At 70.3% G+C, this 21,849-nt stretch carries 25 protein-coding genes and 1 riboswitch; of the genes, 17 read left to right on the plus strand and 8 right to left on the minus strand.

The features are described from left to right. Positions 1-5 precede the first annotated feature (5 nt). The 4 genes from CHC09_RS23695 to CHC09_RS23710 all read left to right on the plus strand — a co-directional run bounded on the left by CHC09_RS23695 (position 6) and on the right by CHC09_RS23710 (position 3,310). On the plus strand, positions 6-605 hold the full coding sequence (locus CHC09_RS23695) for a class I SAM-dependent methyltransferase (protein ID WP_089295552.1): 600 nt from the start codon (positions 6-8) through the stop codon (positions 603-605). An 80-nt stretch (positions 606-685) separates the two neighbouring features. Next, positions 686-1,174, plus strand: a complete 489-nt coding sequence (locus tag CHC09_RS23700) for a MarR family winged helix-turn-helix transcriptional regulator (RefSeq protein ID WP_089295377.1) — start codon at positions 686-688, stop codon at positions 1,172-1,174. Then, positions 1,171-2,931 (plus strand): MDR family MFS transporter, encoded by a 1,761-nt coding sequence (locus CHC09_RS23705; RefSeq protein ID WP_089295378.1) that lies wholly within the window; start codon positions 1,171-1,173, stop codon positions 2,929-2,931. The genes CHC09_RS23700 and CHC09_RS23705 overlap by 4 nt, the downstream gene beginning before the upstream one ends. Positions 2,932-2,998: 67 nt before the next feature. Beyond that, the gene (locus tag CHC09_RS23710) at positions 2,999-3,310 is read left to right on the plus strand and encodes an antibiotic biosynthesis monooxygenase family protein (RefSeq protein WP_089295379.1); all 312 of its coding nucleotides are present in this window, start codon (positions 2,999-3,001) and stop codon (positions 3,308-3,310) included. Between the two features lie 111 nt (positions 3,311-3,421). Here the strand turns inward: CHC09_RS23710 and CHC09_RS23715 are convergent, their stop codons facing one another. Then, complete coding sequence (locus CHC09_RS23715) at positions 3,422-4,177, minus strand: ANTAR domain-containing protein (protein ID WP_179277262.1); 756 nt, start codon at positions 4,175-4,177, stop codon at positions 3,422-3,424. Between the two features lie 456 nt (positions 4,178-4,633). Between CHC09_RS23715 and CHC09_RS23720 the strand changes: the two genes are divergently transcribed. Continuing rightward, positions 4,634-4,846, plus strand: a complete 213-nt coding sequence (locus CHC09_RS23720) for a hypothetical protein (RefSeq protein WP_239138470.1) — start codon at positions 4,634-4,636, stop codon at positions 4,844-4,846. Positions 4,847-4,850: 4 nt separating this feature from the next. Here the strand turns inward: CHC09_RS23720 and CHC09_RS23725 are convergent, their stop codons facing one another. Next, positions 4,851-5,366: a DUF1360 domain-containing protein gene (locus tag CHC09_RS23725; RefSeq protein ID WP_089295381.1), complete on the minus strand. Its 516-nt coding sequence runs from the start codon at positions 5,364-5,366 to the stop codon at positions 4,851-4,853. Between the two features lie 17 nt (positions 5,367-5,383). Further along, positions 5,384-5,635, minus strand: a complete 252-nt coding sequence (locus tag CHC09_RS23730) for a DUF6158 family protein (protein ID WP_089295382.1) — start codon at positions 5,633-5,635, stop codon at positions 5,384-5,386. Positions 5,636-5,722: 87 nt separating this feature from the next. On the opposite strand from CHC09_RS23730, the gene CHC09_RS23735 reads away from it, so the two are divergent. The 3 genes from CHC09_RS23735 to CHC09_RS23745 all read left to right on the plus strand — a co-directional run bounded on the left by CHC09_RS23735 (position 5,723) and on the right by CHC09_RS23745 (position 7,804). Next, positions 5,723-6,133: a hypothetical protein gene (locus tag CHC09_RS23735; RefSeq protein WP_089295554.1), complete on the plus strand. Its 411-nt coding sequence runs from the start codon at positions 5,723-5,725 to the stop codon at positions 6,131-6,133. Positions 6,134-6,149: 16 nt separating this feature from the next. Then, the gene (locus tag CHC09_RS23740; protein ID WP_089295383.1) at positions 6,150-6,473 is read left to right on the plus strand and encodes a DUF3817 domain-containing protein; all 324 of its coding nucleotides are present in this window, start codon (positions 6,150-6,152) and stop codon (positions 6,471-6,473) included. Between the two features lie 207 nt (positions 6,474-6,680). Beyond that, a riboswitch (cyclic di-AMP (ydaO/yuaA leader) is annotated at positions 6,681-6,818 on the plus strand. A gap of 14 nt (positions 6,819-6,832) precedes the next feature. Beyond that, on the plus strand, positions 6,833-7,804 hold the full coding sequence (locus CHC09_RS23745) for a C40 family peptidase (protein ID WP_239138471.1): 972 nt from the start codon (positions 6,833-6,835) through the stop codon (positions 7,802-7,804). Between the two features lie 67 nt (positions 7,805-7,871). On the opposite strand, the gene CHC09_RS23750 is transcribed toward CHC09_RS23745, so the two are convergent. Next, entirely contained in the window at positions 7,872-8,873 is a 1,002-nt protein-coding gene (locus CHC09_RS23750; protein WP_089295385.1) for a sigma-70 family RNA polymerase sigma factor, read from the minus strand. A 548-nt stretch (positions 8,874-9,421) separates the two neighbouring features. Here CHC09_RS23750 and CHC09_RS23755 point away from each other — a divergent pair. Next, entirely contained in the window at positions 9,422-10,105 is a 684-nt protein-coding gene (locus CHC09_RS23755; RefSeq protein ID WP_089295386.1) for an SDR family NAD(P)-dependent oxidoreductase, read from the plus strand. A 10-nt stretch (positions 10,106-10,115) separates the two neighbouring features. Here CHC09_RS23755 and CHC09_RS23760 read toward each other — a convergent pair whose 3' ends face one another. Continuing rightward, the gene (locus CHC09_RS23760; protein ID WP_089295387.1) at positions 10,116-10,850 is read right to left on the minus strand and encodes a dTMP kinase; all 735 of its coding nucleotides are present in this window, start codon (positions 10,848-10,850) and stop codon (positions 10,116-10,118) included. Between the two features lie 139 nt (positions 10,851-10,989). On the opposite strand from CHC09_RS23760, the gene CHC09_RS23765 reads away from it, so the two are divergent. The 7 genes from CHC09_RS23765 (at position 10,990) to CHC09_RS23790 (ending at position 16,626) form a co-directional block, all read left to right on the plus strand. Beyond that, positions 10,990-11,574: a nucleotidyltransferase family protein gene (locus tag CHC09_RS23765; RefSeq protein WP_089295388.1), complete on the plus strand. Its 585-nt coding sequence runs from the start codon at positions 10,990-10,992 to the stop codon at positions 11,572-11,574. Continuing rightward, a complete protein-coding gene (locus CHC09_RS23770; RefSeq protein WP_089295389.1) occupies positions 11,571-11,819 on the plus strand; it encodes a hypothetical protein in 249 nt (82 codons plus the stop codon). The genes CHC09_RS23765 and CHC09_RS23770 overlap by 4 nt, the downstream gene beginning before the upstream one ends. Beyond that, positions 11,816-12,568: a metallophosphoesterase family protein gene (locus CHC09_RS23775; protein WP_089295390.1), complete on the plus strand. Its 753-nt coding sequence runs from the start codon at positions 11,816-11,818 to the stop codon at positions 12,566-12,568. The genes CHC09_RS23770 and CHC09_RS23775 overlap by 4 nt, the downstream gene beginning before the upstream one ends. A gap of 46 nt (positions 12,569-12,614) precedes the next feature. Then, positions 12,615-12,758, plus strand: a complete 144-nt coding sequence (locus CHC09_RS45365) for a GPGG-motif small membrane protein (RefSeq protein WP_014688232.1) — start codon at positions 12,615-12,617, stop codon at positions 12,756-12,758. A 178-nt stretch (positions 12,759-12,936) separates the two neighbouring features. Further along, the gene (locus CHC09_RS23780) at positions 12,937-14,211 is read left to right on the plus strand and encodes an MHYT domain-containing protein (RefSeq protein ID WP_239138472.1); all 1,275 of its coding nucleotides are present in this window, start codon (positions 12,937-12,939) and stop codon (positions 14,209-14,211) included. Between the two features lie 66 nt (positions 14,212-14,277). After that, positions 14,278-14,973: an HD domain-containing protein gene (locus CHC09_RS23785; RefSeq protein WP_239138473.1), complete on the plus strand. Its 696-nt coding sequence runs from the start codon at positions 14,278-14,280 to the stop codon at positions 14,971-14,973. Between the two features lie 27 nt (positions 14,974-15,000). Continuing rightward, positions 15,001-16,626, plus strand: coding sequence for a glycoside hydrolase family 13 protein (locus tag CHC09_RS23790; protein ID WP_089295392.1), 1,626 nt, complete (start codon positions 15,001-15,003; stop codon positions 16,624-16,626). Here CHC09_RS23790 and CHC09_RS23795 read toward each other — a convergent pair. Next, positions 16,534-17,994: an MFS transporter gene (locus tag CHC09_RS23795; RefSeq protein WP_089295555.1), complete on the minus strand. Its 1,461-nt coding sequence runs from the start codon at positions 17,992-17,994 to the stop codon at positions 16,534-16,536. The two genes, CHC09_RS23790 and CHC09_RS23795, sit on opposite strands and share 93 nt — an antisense overlap. 82 nt (positions 17,995-18,076) lie before the next feature. Between CHC09_RS23795 and CHC09_RS23800 the strand changes: the two genes are divergently transcribed. Then, on the plus strand, positions 18,077-19,234 hold the full coding sequence (locus CHC09_RS23800) for a glycosyltransferase (RefSeq protein ID WP_089295393.1): 1,158 nt from the start codon (positions 18,077-18,079) through the stop codon (positions 19,232-19,234). 9 nt (positions 19,235-19,243) lie between these two features. Here the strand turns inward: CHC09_RS23800 and xylB are convergent, their stop codons facing one another. Next, positions 19,244-20,644, minus strand: a complete 1,401-nt coding sequence (gene xylB / locus CHC09_RS23805) for a xylulokinase (protein ID WP_089295394.1) — start codon at positions 20,642-20,644, stop codon at positions 19,244-19,246. A 2-nt stretch (positions 20,645-20,646) separates the two neighbouring features. Next, a complete protein-coding gene (gene xylA / locus CHC09_RS23810; protein ID WP_089295395.1) occupies positions 20,647-21,831 on the minus strand; it encodes a xylose isomerase in 1,185 nt (394 codons plus the stop codon). Positions 21,832-21,849 lie beyond the last annotated feature (18 nt).

The raw sequence follows: 21,849 nt of genomic DNA on the forward strand, positions 1-21,849 counted from the left end.
GCCGCGTGCTCAACGCCCCGACCGCCCTGCAGCCCGTACCGCTGGCCCCGGAGATCTCGCTTCATCTCGTCGACGCTCCGCTGGGCCTCTTCGATCTGACCGGCGGTGAGTTCCACAGCGACTCGCCGCCCCCGTTCTGGGCGTTCGTCTGGGCCGGCGGCCAGGCCCTGGCCCGCTACCTGCTGGACCATCCGGGCGAGGTAGCCGGCCGCCGGGTGCTGGACCTGGCCACCGGCTCCGGGGTGGCCGCGATCGCCGCCGCCCGCCGCGGCGCCACCCTGGTCGCCGCCACCGACATCGATCCGGACGCGGTCGCCGCCGCGCACCGCAACGCCGCCGCCAACGCCGTGACCCTGGCGGATCGCCTGGACGAACCGGACGTCGTCCTGGCGGGGGACGTCTACTACAGCCCCGCCGTCGCACCACAGATCACCACGCGGTTGCGCGCGTTCCGCCGGAACGGCGCCGCCGTGCTGGTTGGGGATCCCGGCCGGGGGTACTTCCCGGAACGGCTCTTCGAGCTGGTCACCGAGTACGTGGTGCCGGTCTCGGAGCACCTGGAGGAGACCGGCGAGCTGCGGACCGGGATCTGGCGGATGCGCTGACCGCCCAAGATGCGTTCATCACGCAACAATTTGTACGCTACACGTATTGTCCCCCCGGCGCCCATGAGGACGGCAATCACGTGCCTGACGAGCAGAAACCCAACCCGGGCACCGTGCGGCTGTCCGACGAGATCATCCGATTCATCCGGATGGGGCCGCGATTCCGAGGCATGCTCAAGACCGGAGACCTCGGTGCCGAGTTCTCCGCGCTGATGCTGCTGCTGCCGTTGCGTGCGATGGGTCCGATGCGAGTGACCGACCTCGCCGATCTGAAGCAGGCCGACCCGTCGACGATCAGCCGGCAGGTCGCCCAGCTGGTCAAGGCCGGCCTGGCCCGACGGGAGGCGGACCCGGCGGACGGGCGGGCCTCCCGGCTGGCGGTCACCGAGACCGGGCTGGCTGCCTGTGAGCGCCTGGGCGCGGCCCGGATCGCCCTGCTCGAGCGGGCCCTGAGCGACTGGCCGACGGACCGGGTCGACACCTTCGCCCAGCTCTTCGAAGAATTCAACACCTCCGTCGAGGCGCTGCTCCGCACCGACCTCGACGCACCACCACGGGAGAACCTGTGAGCCACCCCACAGCGGTCGGGAAACCGCCCGCGGAATTCACGCACCGACAGATCCTCACGATCCTCGTCGGCCTGATGATGGGCATGTTCCTCGCCGCCCTCGATCAGACGATCATGGCCACGGCTACCCGGACCATCGCCGACGACCTCAACGGCTTCGACCTGCAGGCCTGGGCCACCACGGCGTTCCTCATCACGTCGACCATCTCGACGCCGCTGTACGGCAAATTGTCTGACATTTACGGCCGGCGGCCGTTCTTCCTCTTCGCCATCGGCATCTTCATCGTCGGCTCGTTCCTCTGCGGGCTCTCCACCGACATGTACCAGCTCGCCGCGTACCGGGCGATCCAGGGCATCGGCGCCGGTGGCCTGATGTCGCTGGCGCTGGCGATCATCGGCGACATCGTCCCGCCCCGCGAGCGCGCCAAGTATCAGGGCTTCTTCCTGGCCGTCTTCGGCACCGCCAGCGTGCTGGGCCCGATCCTGGGCGGCTTCTTCGCCGGTGCCGACCAGATCCTCTGGATTGACGGCTGGCGCTGGGTGTTCTACCTGAACGTGCCGATCGGCATCGCCGCCATGGCGGTCGTGGCGCGGGTGCTGCACCTGCCGCACCACCGGATCAACCACCGGATCGACTGGCCGGGCGCGGTCGCCCTGATCGTCGGCCTGGTGCCGCTGCTCACCGTCGCCGAGCAGGGCCGGGCCTGGGGCTGGGACTCCGGCCGGTCCATCCTCTGCTACGTGGTCGGCGCGGTCGGCCTGATCGCGTTCGTGGTCGCCGAGCGGGCGTACAAGGAGGAGGCGCTGCTGCCGCTGCGGCTCTTCGGCAACCGCACGATCGCGGTCGGCACCGGCGCCAGCACCATCCTCGGCATCGCGATGTTCGGCGGCCTGATGACCGTCCCGCTGTACCTGCAGATCGTCAAGGGCGCCTCGGCCACCATGGCCGGCCTGGAGATGATCCCGTTCGTGATCGGCATCATGTCCGGCTCGATCGTCTCCGGCCAGCTGATCGCCCGTACCGGGCGCTACCGGATCTTCCCGATCATCGGCAGCATCCTGATGGTCCTCGCCCTCTTCTTCTTCTCCCTGGTCGGCGCGGACACCCCGCTCTGGCAGACCATGCTGGTCATGGTGCTGATGGGCCTCGGCCTGGGCGGCAACATGCAGCCGATGATCACCGCGGTGCAGAACGCGGTCTCCCCGCGGGAGATCGGCGTGGCCACCGGCGCGGTGACGTTCTTCCGCTCGATGGGCGGCACGCTGGGCACCGCCGTCTTCCTCTCGGTGCTCTTCAACGTCCTGCCCGGGCACATCAACAGCGCGTACGCCGACGCGGCCAAGGACCCGGCGTTCCTCGCCGCGACCAAGGCTCACCCGGAGCAGGCCGCGCAGTTGCAGAGTCTCGGCAAGGAAGCGCTCAGCGACACGTCGTTCCTCAACAAGATGGCCGACGAGCTCACCCACCCCTTCAAGGTGGGCTTCGCGGACAGCGTGCACGTCGTGTACCTGCTGGCGTTCTTCATCATGCTGATCGGCCTGGTCACGGTCTTCTTCCTGCCGGAGATCCCGCTCTCCATGCGCTCCGCGCAGCAGCAGCGCGCCGACGACGCGGCGCAGGCGGGCAGCGCCGACGCCCCCGCCGGCCCGGCCTCCGACACCGACGGCGACGCCGAGAGTGACGGTGACGCTGAAAGCGGCGGCGACGCCGAGAACCAATCGGGGGTCAAGGCCGGCAGAGACGGCACCGGTCACTGAGCAATTGCCGGGGTACGGACGGCCGCGTGGCCGTCCGTACCCCGCTCCACGTACTAGCGTGACCCGCATGGCTGTTGTGAAGATCAACGCGATCGAGGTTCCCGAGGGCGCCGGCCCCGAGTTGGAGAAGCGCTTCGCCGCCCGGCACGGCGCGGTCGAGAACGAGCCCGGCTTCCTCGCCTTCGAGCTGCTGCGCCCGGTGGCCGGAGACAATCGCTACTTCGTGTACACGAGGTGGGAGTCCGAGGAAGCGTTCCAGAACTGGGCCCAGGGCAGCGCCAAGGCCGCCCACGCCGGCGAGCGCGCGAAGCCCGTCGCCACCGGCTCCAGCCTCCTGGAGTTCGAGGTCATCCAGCACGTCGAGAAGCCCACCGCGTAGCCCCGAGGATGCACTGGCACGCACCCGGAATCCCTCCCGGTGGCGTGCCGGTGCGTGCTCCCTCGCGGACGAGGTGGCTGCCTGCCGGCGCCGAATTCACCCGAGCCCGCCTCAGGAGTTCTCGCGATCACGGGCGGCCGCCGCCACCAGCCTCTCAGCGACCGTCACCCGATCCAGCCCGAGCCGCTGCGCACTGTCCTGCAGGATCCGGTAAGCCTCCTGCACCCCGCACCCCCGCTGCGCGATGATCACACCGACCGCCCGGTCGGCCGCCGCCCCCTCGGTCAGCGCCTCCCGCCGGTGCATCTCGCCGAGCAGCACCTCGGCCTGCCCCGCGATCGCCATCGTGGTCAGCAGCAGGTCGGGGCGGAGACCACCGACCCCCGCCAGGGAGACGCTCAACGACCCCACCGCGTGCCGGCGCACATCCATCGGGACGGCCGCGACCGCCCCGATCCCGTCCGCCCGCGCGGCCGCGGTCAGTTCCGGCCACCGCTCATCGGCCCGTAGATCGTCCACGGTGACCAGGGTGCGGGTGCGGGCCGCCTCCAGCCCGGGACCGGCGCCCTGGGCGTACTGGAGCCGGTCTGAAGCCTCTCCGGCGGACCCGGCGGCGGCGACGGTGACCGGCCCACCCTCACCGATCAGCGCGACCGAGCAACGAACCGCGCCGGGCAGCGCGCCCACCGCGAGCGCGGCGAGCCGATCGAGCGCCTGCGCCACCGTGTCAGCGGTCAACAACCGCACCGTCACCTCGTGCAACAGCCCGGCCAGCTCGACCGGGTGCGGTCCTTCCACACCGAGCGACGCGGCACTGGTATGCCGGGGCCGGCCTCCGGCGACGGGCCTGCGGGGCGGGCCGGGCATGGTCACGCCACCCGGAGTGACACGGCGGCGAGCTCGGCTGCCGCGCTGCGCGGCCGGTACGCGACGTTGCGGTACTGACACCCGACGGATACTGCCACGTCGATCCGGCGATAGCTCGTTCCGTTGCCCCGATCGTGGAGTGTTGTCCGTTTAAACCCACTCGACCTGTATAGCGGAAAACGACCTGTCCGGGAAACGAGTCGGCCCCGGGCGAACCCGGGGCCGAACGAGGTAGACGCCGGTGTGCAGGTCGCCTCGCGGCGAGTGGCTCAACACGGCTCCAGCCGAACTGGTATTCCGTGCAGGCTATGGGTGAGGCCCGGGGACACTGGGCACACCGGCGTCTGTTCACAACCTTCGGCACCAAGCCCTGATTCCAGCAACGATTGTGACCTGGCTTACAAACATCGGCCGTCCGGGAGTTTGCCGCGCACCGCCCCGGGTAACCCTGCCGCCGTGACCGACGAACCCATTGGGGATGGCGCCCGCCTGACCGTGTTCCTGGACCAGGCGTACCGCGCCGAAGAGCGCCTGACCAGCGGCGATCTGCAACGTAGGGCGATCGCCGAGGATCTTCCGGCGACCCTGCTGACCCAGATCGACGCCCTGCCGGAGGGCGAATATCTCCAGGACGAGGCGGCCGAGGCGCTGCAGACCCTGGCCGCCTGAGCCGCTATTCGGCCTTCTCCTTGGCGATCGAGTACGCCATCTGCAGGAAATCCGAGACGGCGGTGGCGGTCAGCACGGTCGCCACCAGCCGGGTCAGCCGGGGCGCCAGCACGAGCCCACCGGTCAGCCCGGTGGCCACCCAGAGCGCCAGGCAGAACGGGCAGAGGATCAGCTCGCCGATCCCGTGCCGGACCTCGCTCCCCTCGTCCCGTACCTCCTCGTTGATCTCGGCCGAACCGGCCGGCTCGGCGTACCGGGTGAACGGCGCCCGCAGCGGGCTGGTGACCGAGTCCTTCGCGAGCAGCCGGCTCAACTTGTGGGTGGCGACGGAGAGCAGCAGCAGATCGGCCGCGGCCGGACGCTCCGGCACCTGGCGTCCGCCGAGCCGCACGGCCGCCGCCAGGCCGGCCGTCAGCGCGCCGAACGCGCCCATTGCGACCAGGTAGCCGCGCAGCGGCCGGTGCTCGTGCGGCGCGTAGGCCCGGGCCACCTCGGCGGCCCGGGTCTGCAGGCTGGTCATGGGAAGTCCCTTCGTGGTCAGAACGCCTGGGTGAGCCGGTCGGGGGTGACCTCGCGCCCCGGGAAGCGCGCCATGTACTCCGTCTCCAGCTCCGCGGTACGCCGGAAGTGGTTCTCCAGCGCCGCGTCGGGGCCGTACCGCAACGTGTCCAGCCGTGTCCGGTAGAGGCTGGCGAGCTCGCGGAAGAGGTCTTCGTCGGCCAGTCCCGCGGGGTCGACGCCGATGTCGAAATCCACCGCCGCGCCGTCAGTGAATCGCGCGCCCGTCATCCTGCTCCTCCGCTCGGGTCAAAGGATTCGTCGTCTGCTGGCTTGCCCATGCGGGTGACCGCCAAACCCGCCGGTAGTCTCGGGAGCATGAAAGGGCTGTGGACTCCGGCATGGATCGCCCGGCACGTCCTGGCGCTGGTGCTGACGGCGGCCTGTCTCGGGCTGGGCTGGTGGCAGTTCAGCCGGGCGACCGGCGGCAACTCGCTCAGCTGGGGTTACATGTTCGAGTGGCCGGTTTTCGCCGGTTTCGTGGTGTTCATCTGGATTCGCGAGATCCAGGTGTACCGTCGCAAGCTCACGCCCACCACCGACGAGGCCCCCGCCCCGATCCGTGATCCCGACGCCCCGGTCGTCCTGGGCCGCCCGGTCCGGGTGGCCATGCGCCCGGCGGCCACGGTGACCGACCCGGAGCTCGACGCCTACAACGACTACCTGGCCTGGCTGGCCGAGCACCCGGGTGCGCGGCCGGCCGACTACCCCGGCCGCATCACCAGATAGAAGGAGATCCCCCACCGTGCAGGGCGCCCTCACCCGTTACCGGATCATCGCCTGGATCGTCGGCGTGCTCCTGATCGTTCTCGTGCTGGTCGGCATGCCGCTGAAGTACCTCGGCGACAACGCCACGGTGGTCGCGGCGATCGGCCCGCTGCACGGCGCCCTCTACATGGTCTACCTGCTCCTCACCTTCGATCTGTCCCGTCGGGTGCGCTGGCAGTTCGGCCGGATGGTCCTGGTGATGCTGGCCGGCACCATCCCGTTCTTCTCGTTCTGGGCCGAGCGGCGAGTCACCCGGCACTGGATGCCGAATGCCGCACTCGAGCCGGCGCTGAACGGTTAGTCCACTTTCCCGAGTCGAAATAACGCTCAGCGCGGAACAAATAACAGCCCGTTATCGGGATTAAGTTCGCAAGCGCGACTATTGGTAAATTTCACTCGGCAAACACTTGATTTTGTTTTCTGCACCGATAAGTTGGTGCGGTTGGTTCGGTCCGCAGCCACAAACCCTCCGGTGGCGCCGACCAACGCCGCCGAATCATGTGCGGTGACCGGTCCACCCCCGGATCGACACCGCCCGGGAACCGGGGAACCATCTTCCCGGGGTGAATCCGCGTTCTTCGCGGTAGGGCTTTTCTTCCGAGCCCGAACCCGTCAGCTAACCCGGTAGGCGGCCAGAAGCGGAAGAAAGGCCCCTGACCAGTGCCACACCCCCGAACCAGGCTCCGGGCGCTGGTGGTCGCGCTGACCGCGTTGGCGATCACCACGTCGGGAGCTACCGCCGCACACGCGGCGCCGTCCGAGGCTCAGCTGAAGAAGCAGATCGAAACGGCTTCGAACAAGCTCGAGGACGTCAGCGAGGCGTACAACAAGACTGTTATCGCCCAGAAGAAGACCCAGGCCGACATCGTGAAGCTGAACGCTTCACTGAAGCCGACCAAGGAGGCGCTGGCCCAGGCCACCACCCGGATGTCGAAGATCGCCACCTCGTCGTACATGACAGGGCGGGTCGGCCCGGCGGAGGTCCTGCTCAGCAGCAACCAGCGTGATCTCCTCCAGCGGATGAGCTACCTCGAGCAGCTCAGCCAGTCGAACCAGCTGGAGATCGACAACTACACGGAGACCACGCAGACGTTCGCCGACAAGCAGGCGGCTCTCAAGACCCAGCAGACCAAGCAGGGTCTGCAGGCCAAGGAGCTCAACGCGCAGAAGGCGACGTACAAGAAGGACCTCGAGAAGCTGTACGACATGCGCGAGGACCTCTACGGCAGCGCGACAGAGAGCACCGGGTCCTACACCGGTCCGATCCCGAAGATCTCCGGCGACGCCGGCGTCGCGGTCACCTTCGCGTTCAAGCAGATCGGCAAGCCGTACGGCTTCGGTGACGCCGGTCCGGGCTCGTACGACTGCTCGGGTCTGACCATGGCCGCGTGGGCTGCCGCGGGTCACTCGCTGCCGCACAGCGCCGCACAGCAGAAGAACAAGCCGCACGTAAAGTTCTTCACCGACAAGAGCCAGCTCGCGGCAGGCGACCTCGTGTTCTACCGAAGTGGTGGACATGTCGCGATCTACGTCGGAGACGGCATGATCATCGACGCGCCGTCGGCCGGGCGAGATGTGCTGCACCGGACGATCAACATCATGACCCCGGACGGGTACGGCCGGGTCCTGTAACACCTGAACGTACGAAGAAGGCCGGTGCCCCTCGAGGGGTACCGGCCTTCTTTCTGGATCAGGTGGGTCAGGCGGCCTGCAGGCCCTCGGCCCGGGCCAGCTCACGCAGCCGGCCGAGTGCCTGGATCTCCAGCTGGCGGATCCGCTCCCGGCTGAGCGAGAAGCGCGAGGCCACCTCGGTCAGCGAGTGCTCCCGCCCGTCCTCCAGGCCGTACCGGGCCCGCATGATGCCGGCCGAGCGGTCGTCCAGGTGGTTGAGCAGACCCTCGATGCGCTGGCGCTCCAGTGCGCTCAGCACGATCTCCTCGGGCGACGGGGCGTCGCTGTCGGCCACCAGGTCACCGAGGTTGGTGTCGCCGTCGTCGCCGACCGGGGTGTCCAGCGACACGGTGTCCTGGGCCCAGCGGGTCAGCTCGTTGACCCGCTCCACGGTCACGCCCAGGGCCGCGGCGACCTGCTCCGGCTCCGGGTCGCCGCCCAGCTCACGGACGAGCTGGCGGGTCACGTTACGCATCCGGTTGACGTCCTCGACCAGGTGCACCGGGAGGCGGACGGTGCGCTCCTGCTGGGCGATGGCGCGGCTGATCGCCTGGCGCACCCACCACGTCGCGTAGGTGGAGAACTTGTAACCGCGCTCGTAGTCGAACTTCTCGACCGCGCGCACCAGGCCGGTGTTGCCCTCCTGGATCAGGTCGAGCATCGGCATGCCCGAGCGGACATAGCGGCGGGCGATCGAGACGACCAGTCGCAGGTTCGCCCGGATGAACAGGTCCTTGGCCCGGCTGCCCTCGGTGACGAGCCGCTCGAGCTCCTCCCGGCTGACGCCGCGGCGCTCCTCGCCCTGCTCGAGCAGGTGCTCGGCATAGAGGCCCGCCTCGATCGACTTGGAGAGCTCGACCTCTCGCGCGGCATCCAAAAGTGGCGTCCGGGAGATCTCGTGCAGGTAGACTCCGACGAGGTCGCGTTCCTCGGCGACCTGATCGGTACGCATCACGGTGCTCTTCTCCACGTTGCCCACGGTCCCCTCATTGCCGTCACTAACCCTGTTACGGGCATTACCTGCGTCCATCAGCCCTCTCCCGTAACGTCCGCAGCTCGTGCATTGCGGTTGCTGACACTTACACAACAAATGACTGCCTGGACTGATTCCGGCTGGCGGGTCGAAAGTGTCACGAATGCCTGGGTCTTACCTGAGAGCCCAGTGCGCGGTACCTGAGTGCGATCTCTGTGCGACCGCGTGGTGGATAGATGGATATACCCGTCGCGCGCCTCATAACACCATCGGCCTCTCATCGTCCACAGCGACGGGCATCACCTGGGCGCCGCGATGCTCGTCACCCTGGTTTACGGGTTTTTCGCCCGCCGGGTTCATGTGAAGCATCGACCGGCCGCCGACGGGCCTGAAACAAACGCGAAGATCAAAAGATCCCATGCCACCCGGCCGCACTCGCCGAACAGGACCATCGGCCACAATGCGCCACGCGAAGCTACAGTTCACTCGCCCGCACGGGTGATGCTCCCCGATGCGGTGACATTCCCGTGGCGGGCGCGCGGGAGCACGGTGTAGTGACGAAAAGCACACCCACGGCCGTGTGACAACCTGCTCGGATGCTTGCCATGAACAACACTGCTCTCGTCACGGGCGGCACCGGCGGGCTCGGCTCCGCGACCATCGCGACGTTCCTGGCAGCGGGGTGGCGGGTGGTGGCCCCGGCCCGTCCCGGCTCCATCGACCGGCTGCCGTCCGGCGTCGTCGCCGTCCCGGCCGATCTGGGCGACCCGGCCGGTGCCGCTGCGGCAGCCGCGGCAGCCGCCGGAGATCCGGCGGCCCCGCTCAAGGCCGTGATCAATCTGGTCGGAGGGTACGCCGGAGGCGGATTGATCGCGGACACCCCGGTCGAGGAGTTCGAGGCGATGTTGACGGCCAACCTGCGGCCCACCTACCTCACCACGGCGGCGGCCCTGCCGCACCTGGTGGCGGCCGGCGGCGGCTCGGTGGTCTGCGTCTCGTCCCGGGCCGCGGTGGCACCGTTCCCCGGCGCGGCCGGATACGTCGCGGCCAAGGCCGCGGTGCTGGCGTTCGCCGAGACTGTCGCGGTCGAGTACCGGAAGCAGAACGTACGGTGCAACACCGTGCTGCCGAGCGTCATCGACACCCCGGCCAACCGGCTGTCCATGCCGGACGCCGACCACAGCCGCTGGGTCGCCCCGGCGCGGATCGCCGAGACCTTCCTCTTCCTGGCCTCGGACGCCTCCGCTCCCACGAGTGGTGCCCGGATCCCCGTCTACGGCCAGGCGTGACCGCGGTTCGTCAGAAGGACTCAGCCAGTTGCCAGCCCAGCACGGCGGCTCCCGCCACCACCGGCACGCCGGCCAGCAGGAGGGTCCGCATCCGGAGCCGCCGCCGGCCCGGCAGTGCCGTGGGACGGGCCAGCGCCGCGTCGATCGCGGCGTGCACCTCGTCCGGTGATCCGTTCGCGTCGATCACCACGAACTCCGCGAACTCGGGCAGCGAACGGTACGCCCGGTCGGCCGCGGCCAGGTAGTCCAGCGACTCGTGGTCGGTGCCCCGCCGGACGATCCGCTCCTGGGCCACCTCCGGATCGACGGCCATGAAGAACGTCACGTCCGGGCGCGGAAACAGCCGGTAGGCGAGCCGGGCACGGCGCTCGGCGGCCGGGCCGGCACCGTGCGCGCGAAGGCTCGCGTACTGGCAGGCCGCGTAGCGATCCATCACCGCGATCTCCCGCCGGGCCGCGCGGTGCAACAGCGTCCGGGCGATCGCCAGCCAGCGCAGCAGCGACTCGAGCAGCAGCATGCTCCGGCGGCCGAGCAGTTCCTCGGCGTCCCGGCGGCCGAACCCGGCGGCCAGCCGGCCGAACCAGGCCCGCCCTCCCGCGTTCTGCCGGTACGCCGCCGGCAGCCCGGCCGCGGACAGTCCGGCGGCGAGCAGCCTCGCCTGCGTGGTCTTGCCGGAGCCGTCGATGCCGACCAGGGCGATCGTGCGGGCACCGGCCGCGTGGGCGGGGTTCACGGGGGAAGACATACCAACCCACGGTAGTCGGGTCTCGCACACCGCGTTCCACCTCGCGAGCGGGGCGAAGCGGGCCAGAATGTTCGTCAGGGGTTCAAGGTGTGGCTACTCGGGGTAGTCGTCCTCAACTGGCAGGAAACAGGAGGTCACCATGCCGCACCGCGTCGACGAAGGGCTGGCCGGCACGATGAAACGTGTCGCCGCGGCTCTGAAGACGGCGGAAATCCCTTTCGCGCTGGGTGGCAGCTTCGCCGTCTACGCCCACGGCGGCCATTCCAGTGATCACGACGTGGACTTCCTGCTCCGGGAGCAGGACAAGGTGAAGGCGCTCGCGGAGTTGGCGGCGGTCGGTTTCCGGACCGAGGAGCCGCCGGAGGACTGGCTGGTCAAGGTCTTCGACGAAGAGGGCCGGATGGCGGATCTGATCTACCGCCCGGTGGAGACACCCGTCACCGACGAGACGCTGGCCGACACCGAGCGGATCTCGGTCGAGGCGATCTACATGCCGGTGCTGTCGGCCACCCAGCTGATGGTCCACAAGCTCCTCAGCTTCAGTCAGCACCACTGTGATTTCGCCCAGGGGCTGCCGGTCGCCCGCTCGTTGCGCGAGCAGATCGACTGGGGCCGGGTGTGGCGGGAGACCGCCAAGTCGCCGTACGCCGAGGCGTTCCTGATCCTGCTCGACCGGCTCGACGTCGTGCCGTTTCCGTCCGACGAGGGTAAGGGCCTGAGATGACCAGACAGATCGATCTCGAAGCCGACATCCACCGGTTGCTGGTGGAGGACGACCGGATCGCCGAGCAGGGTGTGACCGTGCACCACCGGGAGAACGTCCTGGTGCTGGACGGTGAGGTGGAGAGCGCGCAACGACGCGACGAGATCTGCCGCCAGATCTCCGAGCACTACCCGGACCTGGAGATCGTCTGCGACATCGGGCTCACGCGGACCCAGGCGCCGGCCGAGGTGGAGGAGATTTCATGATCCGGATCGCCGCCGTGGGCGACGTTCACGTGGACAAGGACGTGGAGGGCCGGTACCGGCCGGCTCTCGAGCAACTGCCGGACCAGGCCGACGCACTGCTGATCGCCGGTGACCTGACCCGGCACGGCACGGTGGACGAGGCCAAGTGCTTCGCCAACGAGTTCGGCGGGCTGGCGGTGCCGGTCGTGACGGTGCTCGGCAACCACGATCACCAGAGCGACCGGCAGGACGACGTCACCGACGTACTCACCGATGCCGGGATCATCGTGCTGGAGGGCACCGCGACCGTTCTCGAGCTGAACGGGCACCGGCTCGGCGTCGCCGGGACGAAGGGCTTCGGCGGCGGCTTCGCCGGCGCCTGCGCGAGCAACTTCGGCGAGCGCGAGATGAAGGACTTCGTCGGCACCACCGAGCGGTACGCCACCGCCCTGCTCGACGCGCTCCGGTCGGTGCAGTGCGACGCCCTGGTCGCGCTGACCCACTACTCGCCGGTCCCGGACACCCTCGCCGGCGAGCCGCTGGAGATCTACGCGTTTCTCGGCTGCTACCAGCTCGGGCAGGCGATCGACGACGCGCCCACCGCGCTGGCCCTGCACGGGCACGCGCACCACGGCTCGGAACGGGGCCGGACGCCCGGCGGGGTGCCGGTCCGCAACGTCGCGCACCCGGTGATCAAGCAGGCGTACAACGTGTACCAGCTGCTCTCCGGCACCGTGGACACCAAGCACGAAGAGCTCGTGAACGTGTGATCCTCAGTCAGGTTTTCGATTTCCGGACACCGGGTATCGGACCGGCATGGACCTACTGCTCTGGATTCTCGCCGTAATCCTCGTGGTCGCCGGCATCCTCGCGCTGTTCCGGCGGCAGATTCTCTGGGGCGTTGTGCTGATCATCGTCGGCCTGCTGGTGGGGCCCGGTGGCGTCAGCATCTTCACCTGATCGACATCCCTCACAACCCAGCCGGCCCGACCCGAACCGGGGTCGTCTCGCGTCTTCGGACGAGAGACGACCCCGGTTCTCTTTGGTGCGCCGCCGCACTCCGGGTGCGATGGGCCACAGCTGATTTCTGACTCAATCCCCCGCGGACCATCGCCGACCTTCGCGAGGTGTTAAGTCAGTGGCTGTTCATGTTCACCACTTCACCTACGGAGCCTTCAACCCGATAGCGGCAACGCTGCTGGCGTATCTCGGATCCTTCCTCGGACTGCTCTGCACGGGGCGGGCCCGCGAGGCGCACAGCCGCAGCCGGCGCAACCGGTGGCTGGTGATCGCGGCGTTCGCGATCGGTGGCGGAGGCATCTGGCTGATGCACTTCTCCGCGATGCTCGGCTTCGACGTGCCGGACAGCCCGGTCCGCTACGACCTGCCGGTCACCCTGCTCAGCCTGGTCTTCGCGGTGGTCACCGTCGGGGTCGGGCTGATGGTGGTCGGGCACGGCTCGCGCAGCGTCGCCAAGACGGTGGCTGCCGGGGTGCTCACCGGAGGCGGGGTGCTGGCCATGCACTACACCGGGATGGAGGGCATGCGGCTGTCGGCCGTGGTGCGGTACGACCCGATGCTGGTCGCCGCGTCCGCCGTGATCGCGATCGCGGCCTGCACGGTGGCCCTCTGGTTCGCGGTCTCGGTGCGCGGCCTGGCGAAGGTGGCCGGCGCCGCCGCGGTGATGGCGATCGCGGTCTGCGGCATGCACTACACCGGGATGGCCGCCATGTCGGTGAGCCTGGATCCGTCGATCGTCCCCACCTCGAACGGGATCCGGCCGCTCACCATGATCGTGCCGATCACCCTGATCACCGCCGCGACCATCGTGGGAGTGGCGCTGAGCGCGCTGCAGGCGATGACCGAGGAGGAGTTCACCGACGGGGCCGGGGCCCCGAAGCGCGGCGTGCACGCCGAGACGCCGCAGCCCTGGACGATGCGGCAGGGCACGTTCGGGTCAGCGGTCCGGCTCTCCCCCGCGGCCCGTGCGATGGCGTCCGGCCGGGCCGCCGGTGCCACCCGCCCGTCGCCGACGCCTCGGCCGGCACCGCGCCCGCCGACGTTCGACCCGTCGGTGGCCGGGGCGCCACCACTCGTTCAGCCGACACCGATCCTCGAGGCGCCCTTCTCCGACGCGCCGTTCCCCGAGGCACCGTTCCCTGAGGCACCGATCGCCGGAGTACCGATCGCCGGAGTACCGATCGCCGAATCTCCGGTCCCTCAGATGTCCGAGATGCCGCCAGTCGCGCAGACTTCGCCGACCGCTGAGATTCCTCAGATCCCTCAGCTCTCCCAGATTCCCCAGACGCCCCAGGAGGTGCCGATCGCGGAGCGGCCACCGGCGGTGCCGGTCACCGATCCGGGTGGTCCGATGATCGGTCCGGTCGTGGGTCCGGCCACATCAGGCACCTGAGCGATCCCCACCCCGACGGATGTTCGGGTATATCTGATCCACATGGCACCAAGAATGTTGCTCTCGATGCCACTGCACGCGATCACCGAGGTGTACGGCGAGGCCGGGCTGCGGCAACGGTTCGGGTTGGAACTGGAGTCGTTCCCGGCCGCGGACCAGAAGCAGCTCACCGAGGCGCTGGAGCTGGCCTCCGCGCTGCACGCGGACGACCGGCGGGTCCGCGAGCCGTACCTTAACCACCTGCTCCGGGTGGCCATCCGGATCATCCGCTACTACCAGGTGCGCGACGTCGACGTGCTGGCCGCGGCCCTGCTGCACGACGCGGTCGAGGACCATCCGGCGGAACTGGCCGGTCTGGAGCCGGAAACGTCGTACGAGAAAGCCACCGAAGCGGCCCTGGCCGTGCTCACCCACCGGTTCAACGCGCGGGTCTCCGAGCTGGTCCGATCGGTCACCAATCCGGCCTACGACCCGGGGCGCGACCGCCACGAGCAGTACCGGGAGCACGTCGCGGAGAGCCTGGACCGGGATCCGTGGGCCCGGGTCATCAAGATCTCCGACTTCACCGACAACGGCGTGGGGGTCATCCACACCACCCTGGACAAGGCGCACCGGTCGGCGACCAAGTACCGCCCGCTGGTGCCGAAGCTGCGCGAGCTGATCGGGCGGCCCGACACCCCGCTCTGCACGCAGGCCAAGGAGCACATCCTCGACCAGCTGGATCTCGCCGAGGAACGTTTCGCGGCCATCCTCGACGAGTGACGAGAACCGCCGCCTACGCTGGGCCTCATGCCCTCCACTGACGCCTGGTGGCGTGACGCCGTCATCTACCAGATCTACCCGCGCTCGTTCGCCGACGGGAACGGCGACGGCATGGGCGACCTTCCCGGCATCACCACCCGCCTGTCCCGTCTCCGCGAGCTCGGCGTCGACGCCGTCTGGCTCTCCCCCTTCTACGTCAGCCCGCAGCACGACGCCGGGTACGACGTCGCCGACTATCGCGACGTCGACGCGCGTTTCGGCACCCTCGGCGACGCCGACAAGCTGATCGCGAAAGCACACGAGCTGGGCCTCAAGATCATCGTGGATCTGGTGCCGAACCACACCTCCAGCGAGCACGTCTGGTTCCGGGCCGCCCTCGCGGCGCCGCCCGGCAGCCCGGAACGAGAGCGCTACATCTTCCACGACGGCCGGGGCGAGAACGGCGAGCAGCCGCCCAACTCCTGGCAGAGCGTCTTCGGCGGGTCCGCCTGGGAGCGCCTCGCCGACGGCCAGTGGTACCTGCACCTGTTCGACGTCAGCCAGCCCGACCTGAACTGGGACCACCCGGAGGTCCGCGCCGAGTTCCTCGACATCCTGCGGTTCTGGCTGGACCGCGGGGTCGACGGCTTCCGGGTCGACGTGGCGCACGGCCTGGTCAAGGACGCCGACCTGACCGACTGGACCGAGCCGGCCGTGGTGCTCGGCGGCCTCGAGCCGGCCGGCCCGCCCCCGCCGATGTGGGACCAGGAGGGCGTGCACGAGATCTACCGGCAGTGGCGGGCCGTGCTCGACGGCTACCCGGGCGGCCGGATCCTGGTCGCCGAGGCCTGGGTGCAGCCCGAGGAGCGGCTGGCGCGGTACGTCCGGCCGGACGAGATGCACCAGGCGTTCAACTTCCCGTACCTGGAGGCACCCTGGTCGTCACGGGAGCTGCGCGAGGTGATCGACTCCTCGCTGGCCGCCACCGGTGCGGTCGGGGCGACCACCACCTGGGTGCTGTCGAACCACGACGTGGTCCGGCACGCGTCCCGGCTCGGCTACCCGGTCACCGAGAAGCGCAAGCCCGGGATCGGAGTCGGCGACCCGCAGCCGGACACCGGGCTGGGCCTGCGCCGGGCCCGGGCGGCCACCCTGCTGATGCTGGGCCTGCCCGGTTCGGCGTATCTCTACCAGGGCGAGGAGTTGGGGCTGCCGGAGCACACGACGCTGGCCGACGAGTTCCGGCAGGACCCGGCCTGGGAGCGGTCCGGGCACGCCGAACGTGGGCGGGACGGCTGCCGGGTGCCGATCCCGTGGGAGGCGGACGCGCCGTCGTACGGGTTCGGGCCCGGCGACGACAGCTGGCTGCCACAGCCTGCGGCCTGGGCCGAGTACGCCCTGGACCGCCAGGTGGACGTGCCCGGCTCGACCTACGAGCTGTACCGATCGGCGCTGGCCACCCGGCGCGAGCACGACCTCGGCGGCGGCTCGCTGGTCTGGTCCTCCTCGGCGGAGGAGGTGCTGGCCTTCCGCAACGACGGGATCCTGGTGCTGACCAATTTCGGCCACGCCCCGGCCGCGTTACCGCCCGGTGCCCGGGTCCTGCTGAGCAGTGAGCCGCTCGACGGCGACGGACGGGTCCCCACCGACGTCACCGTCTGGGCCGCGCTCTGACGCCTTGGCCAGCAGGGCGGCGTGGGTGGCGGCCATGTCCGCCGCGACCGTCCTGCTGGCCAGCCAGTACATGATCCCGGTGGGGACGAAGAAGAGCTGGAACGAGGCCAGCCCGACCGCGTAGTTCAGCGGCGGCGGAAACGCTCCGGCCAGTCGCTGGAAGGCCACCGCCACCAGCACGTTGCCGCCCGCCCGGCCGGCCCCGTTGACCAGGTTGCCGAGACTGTAGACGGTGCCCCGGTGCTCGGGCGGGTTCACGTCGGCGATCATGGCGAACCAGTTCGGCGAGTTCGCCGAGGTCAGCATCAGCGCGAAGACCGCGATGGCCAGGCAGCCGGCGACGGTCGGCTCGGTCACCACGTTGTCCAGCACGCCACGGATCACCGCTCCGGTGTCCGCGCTGTCCGGCACGGTGATCTTCATCGGGACGAAGAACAGGACGACGTAGAAGGGCACGGCGGCGAGCACGCCGACGGCCGCGACCAGGGCGCGACCCCGCGGCGTACGACGCTGCAGCCGGTCGCCGGCCAGTCCCCCGAGGATCGACAGCGCCGCCCCGAGCTGGAAGATGGTGGCGAACACGCTGCCCACCAGCACCGCGGTGCCGGCCGAATAGCCCTGGTCCTCGGCCCTGGCCCGGAACAGCACCGGCAGCCAGACCAGCGAGCCGAACGCGATCTGCGCGGTGCCGCCCTGCAGGATCAGCCACAGGTTGGTGCGCCGGCCCAGGATGATCGACAGGTGGTCGTGGTGGATCCGCTCGTCGTAGTCGATCCCGGCGAGCTCCGGCTGGCTGTCGCCGCGCGGCACGTTGTAGGTGAACAGGTAGGCCAGCGTGGCCACGGTCCCGGCGACCGCGGTCATCAGGAACGGCTTGCGCCAGTCGGTGTGCCCGAGGATGCCACCGGCCAGGGTGCCGACCAGCGTGCCGACGCCCTGGGACAGGCCCCAGAAGCTCATCACCAGGCCCCGGCGCTTCGGTGAGATCAGGTCGCTGACCACCGCGAAGCTGACCGAGGCGACGGCCCCCAGGCCGAACGCGGCGAGCACCTGGGCGCCGAGGAACGAGCCGTAGCCGGTGGCGAGGCCGGACCAGGCGGTGCCGGCGACCCAGATCGCGGTGCCGGCGATCAGTACCGGCTTGCGGTCGGTGCGGTCACCGGCGTACGCCCAGCCGATCGCGGCCACCGCGCTGATCATGAACATGATCGTGGTGGCCAGCGCGATGTGGCCCTCGCCCACCCCGAAGTCGTCGCCGATGCTGCCGTACAGCGGGGGCACGATGCCGATCGCGACGTTGTCCAGGGACGCAAGGATCACGAAGACGACCACGCTGTAGACGCGATGCACGGTGCCGCCCCTGGCAATCACGGGTAGAGGTTAGCGAGTGTTCGGCCTGCGGTCAGGGACGTGTTGCCCGGAGGACCACGGATTTCGATGATCTGAACGCATGCTGATCGTGCGGGTCGCCAACTTCGTCCACGCGTCCTCCGGCGGGCTCCGCACGGCGTTGCGGGAACTCGGGCGCGGATATCTGGCCGCCGGACATCAGGCGGTGCTGATCGTTCCCGGACCGCGGGCCGCCGAGGAGGAGACCCCGTACGGGTCCGTCGTCACCCTTCCCGGCCCGGTCGTTCCCGGCCTCGGCGGCTATCGGGTGCTGCTGAACCGGGCCGCGGTCACCAAGCGGCTGGAACGGTTGCGGCCGGACCGGATCGAGGTCCACGACCGGTCGACGCTGCGCTGGCTGGGCTCCTGGGCACGGCGCGCGGAGGTTCCGTCGACAATGGTCTCCCACGAGAGCCTGGACGGCCTGCTGCGGCTGTTCGGGCCGGGGCGGTCGCTCGGGCTGCGGGCGGCGGACCGGTTGAACTCGCGTACGGTCCGCGCCTTCGACTCGGTGGTCTGCACCACCGGCTGGGCGGAGCGGGAGTTCACCCGGCTGGGGGCCGCGCCGGTCCGCGTACCGCTGGGGGTCGATCTGGCGCGGTTCGCGCCGGCCAACCGGGACCCGGAACTGCGCCACCGGCTCGCCGGCCCGGACCAGGTGATCCTGCTGCACTGCGGGCGGCTGTCGGCGGAGAAGGAGCCGCGGCTGTCCCTGGCGACGCTGGCCGGGCTGCGCTCCGCCGGGGTCGACGCGGTGCTGGTGGTGGCCGGTGACGGACCATTGCGGACGGCGCTCATGCGGGAGGCGCTCGAACGGCGGCTGCCGGCCACGTTCCTCGGACACGTCGCCGATCCGCTGCTGCTCGCCGCCCTGCTGGCCACCGCTGACCTCGCGCTGGCGCCCGGGCCGATCGAGACGTTCGGGCTGGCCGCGCTGGAGGCTCTGGCCAGCGGAACGCCGGTGGTGGCCCGGTCCACGAGCGCGCTGCCCGAGGTGATCGGCGAGGCGGGGGTGGCCGCGGGCGGGACCGGAGCCGCGTACGCGGCGGCTGTGCGCGGGCTGCTGGAGCGGACCCCCGGCGAGCGGCGGGCCGCGGCTCGCGCGCAGGCGGAGCGTTTCCCCTGGTCCGGCGCGGTGGACGGGTTCCTGTCGGTGCACGGGCTGTCCCGGACGCCGACCGGCCGGGTCCACGTCGCGGACCCGGCCGTCTCGCACTGACCCGACAGGTCAGCGGGCGCGGTCCAGGACGGCCCGCTGGGCGGCCGCGTACTGCTCGCGGATCAGCGGGACGGGGTCGTCCTCGTACAGCGAAGGGGTCTCCGCGGACCAGGCGGGCGGGGCGTCCCCGCCCGCGGCGACCCACGCGGCCTGCCGGGCCGCGCCGTCGGCGACGTACTCACCGGGCGGCGGGACCAGCACCGGCTTGCCGAACAGCGCGGGGGCGACGCGGCGCACCGCCTCGCTCCGCGCACCGCCGCCGACCAGCACGATCCGGTTGGCCTGGGCGCCGTGGGCGACCAGCGCGTCCAACCCGTCGGCCAGGGCGCAGAGCATCCCCTCGACCGCGGCCCGGGCGAGATGTGCCGGGTCCGAGGTGCGCAGGGTCAGCCCGTGGATCGCGCCGGTGGCGTCCGGCCGGTTCGGGGTGCGCTCCCCTTCCAGGTACGGCACCAGGACCAGGCCGTCGGCACCGGCCGGGGCCGAGAGCGCGAGCCGGGACAGCTCGTCGTGCGAGACACCGAGCAGCTTGGCGGCCGCGTCCAGGACCCGGGCGGCGTTGAGCGTGACCACGATCGGCAGGAACCGCCCGGTGGTGTCGGCGAAACCGGCGACCGTGCCGCTCGGGTCGACCGGCGCCGCGTCGGAGGAGACGAAGACCGTGCCGGACGTGCCGATCGAGACGATCACGTCGCCGGGCAGCGCGCCGGTGCCGAGGGCGGCCGCCGCGTTGTCCCCGGCGCCGGGACCGAGCGGCGCGCCGTTCGGCAGGTGCCCGGCGACGCCCGTCGGGCCCAGCACCTCGGGCACGATCAGGTCCCGCCCGAAGCCGAGCTCGAGCAGGTCGTGCCGGTACTCGTTGGTCTTGGCCGACCAGTAGAGCGTGCCGCTGGCGTCACTGCGGTCGGTCCTGAGATCCGCGAGGCTGGTGGACCCGGAAAGTTTCCAGGTCAGCCAGTCGTGCGGGAGGCAGACCGCGGCGACGAGATCGGCCAGATCCGGCTCGTTGCGGGCCAGCCAGCGCAGCTTGGTCAGGGTGAAGCTGGCGACCGGCACGATGCCGACCGCTTCCGCCCACCGGTCCGGGCCACCCAGCTCCGCGATCAGGTCCGCGGCCGCACCGGCGCTGCGGGTGTCGTTCCACAGCAGCGCCGGGCGGACGATCTCGCCCCGCTCGTCGAGCACGACCATGCCGTGCTGCTGACCGGCCACCGAGGCGGCGGCCACGTCGTCCAGACCGCCGGCCTCGTCGATCGCCGACCGCAGGGCCGACCACCAGGCGTCCGGATGCACCTCGGTGCCGTCCGGATGCGCGGCCCGGCCCTGCCGGACGAGCTTGCCGGTCTCGGCGTCCCGGATGACGACCTTGCACGACTGCGTCGAGCTGTCGATTCCGGCAACGAGCGCCATGGTTAGCGGGCCCCGAGCAGGTGCTCGATCGCGAGCTGGTTGAGCTTGACGAAGCCGTAGCCCTGGGCGCCGGCGGCGTCCACGTCGTACTCCTCGAAGGCGCTGCGGTCGGCGAGCAGGTCGGCGTACGTCTCACCGGGGTTGAGGGTCGGCGTGGACAGCTCGGCGACCTTGGCCGCGGCGAGCGCCTCCTGCACCTCGGGGTCGGCACGGAACGCCTTGGCCCGCTCCTTGAGCAGCAGGTACATCCTGATGTTCGCCTTGGCGGACTCCCAGACGCCGTCGAAGTCCTCGGTGCGGGACGGCTTGTAGTCGAAGTGGCGGGGGCCGTCGTAGGCCCGGCCGCCGTTCGCGCCGTTCTCCAGCAGGTCGACCAGGGAGAACGCGTTGAGCAGGTCGCCGTGACCGAAGACCAGGTCCTGGTCGTACTTCGGGCCGTGCTGGCCGTTCAGGTCGATGTGGAACAGCTTCCCGTGCCACAGCGCCTGGGCGATGCCCTGGGTGAAGTTGAGGTTCGACATCTGCTCGTGGCCGACCTCGGGGTTGATGCCGAAGAGCTCCGGCCGCTCCAGCTCCTGCACGAATGCGATGGCGTGCCCGGCGGTGGGGAGCAGGATGTCGCCGCGGGGCTCGTTCGGCTTCGGCTCGATGGCGAAGCGGAGGCCGTAGCCGCGGTCCTCGGAGTACTGCGCGAGCAGGTTGAGCGCCTCGCGGTAGCGGTCGAGCGCGGCCCGCACGTCCTTGGCCGAGTCGTACTCCGCGCCCTCGCGGCCGCCCCAGAGCACCAGGGTCTTCGCGCCCAGCTCGGCGCCGAGGTCCATCTGGCGCAGCACCTTGCGCAGCGCGTAGCGCCGGACCGAGCGGTCGTTGCTGGTGAAGCCGCCGTCCTTGAACACCGGGTGGCTGAAGAGGTTGGTCGTCACCATCGGGACGATCAGGCCGGTCTCGTCGAGCGCCTTCTTGAAGCCGGCGATGACCCCGTCCCGGGTCTGCGCGTCCGCGCCGAACGGGACCAGGTCGTCGTCGTGGAACGTGATGCCGTAGGCGCCGATCTCGGCGAGCTTGTGCACGGCCTCGATCGGGTCGAGCGCCGGGCGGGTGGCCTCACCGAACGGATCGCGGGCCGGCCAGCCGACGGTCCAGAGACCGAAGGAGAACTTGTCTTCGCGTGTGGCCTGGAGCGACACGGGTTACCTCCACGAAAC

Origin of the sequence: Actinoplanes regularis, assembly GCF_900188005.1 — a bacterium.
GTDB classification, from domain to species: Bacteria; Actinomycetota; Actinomycetes; order Mycobacteriales; family Micromonosporaceae; genus Actinoplanes; species Actinoplanes regularis.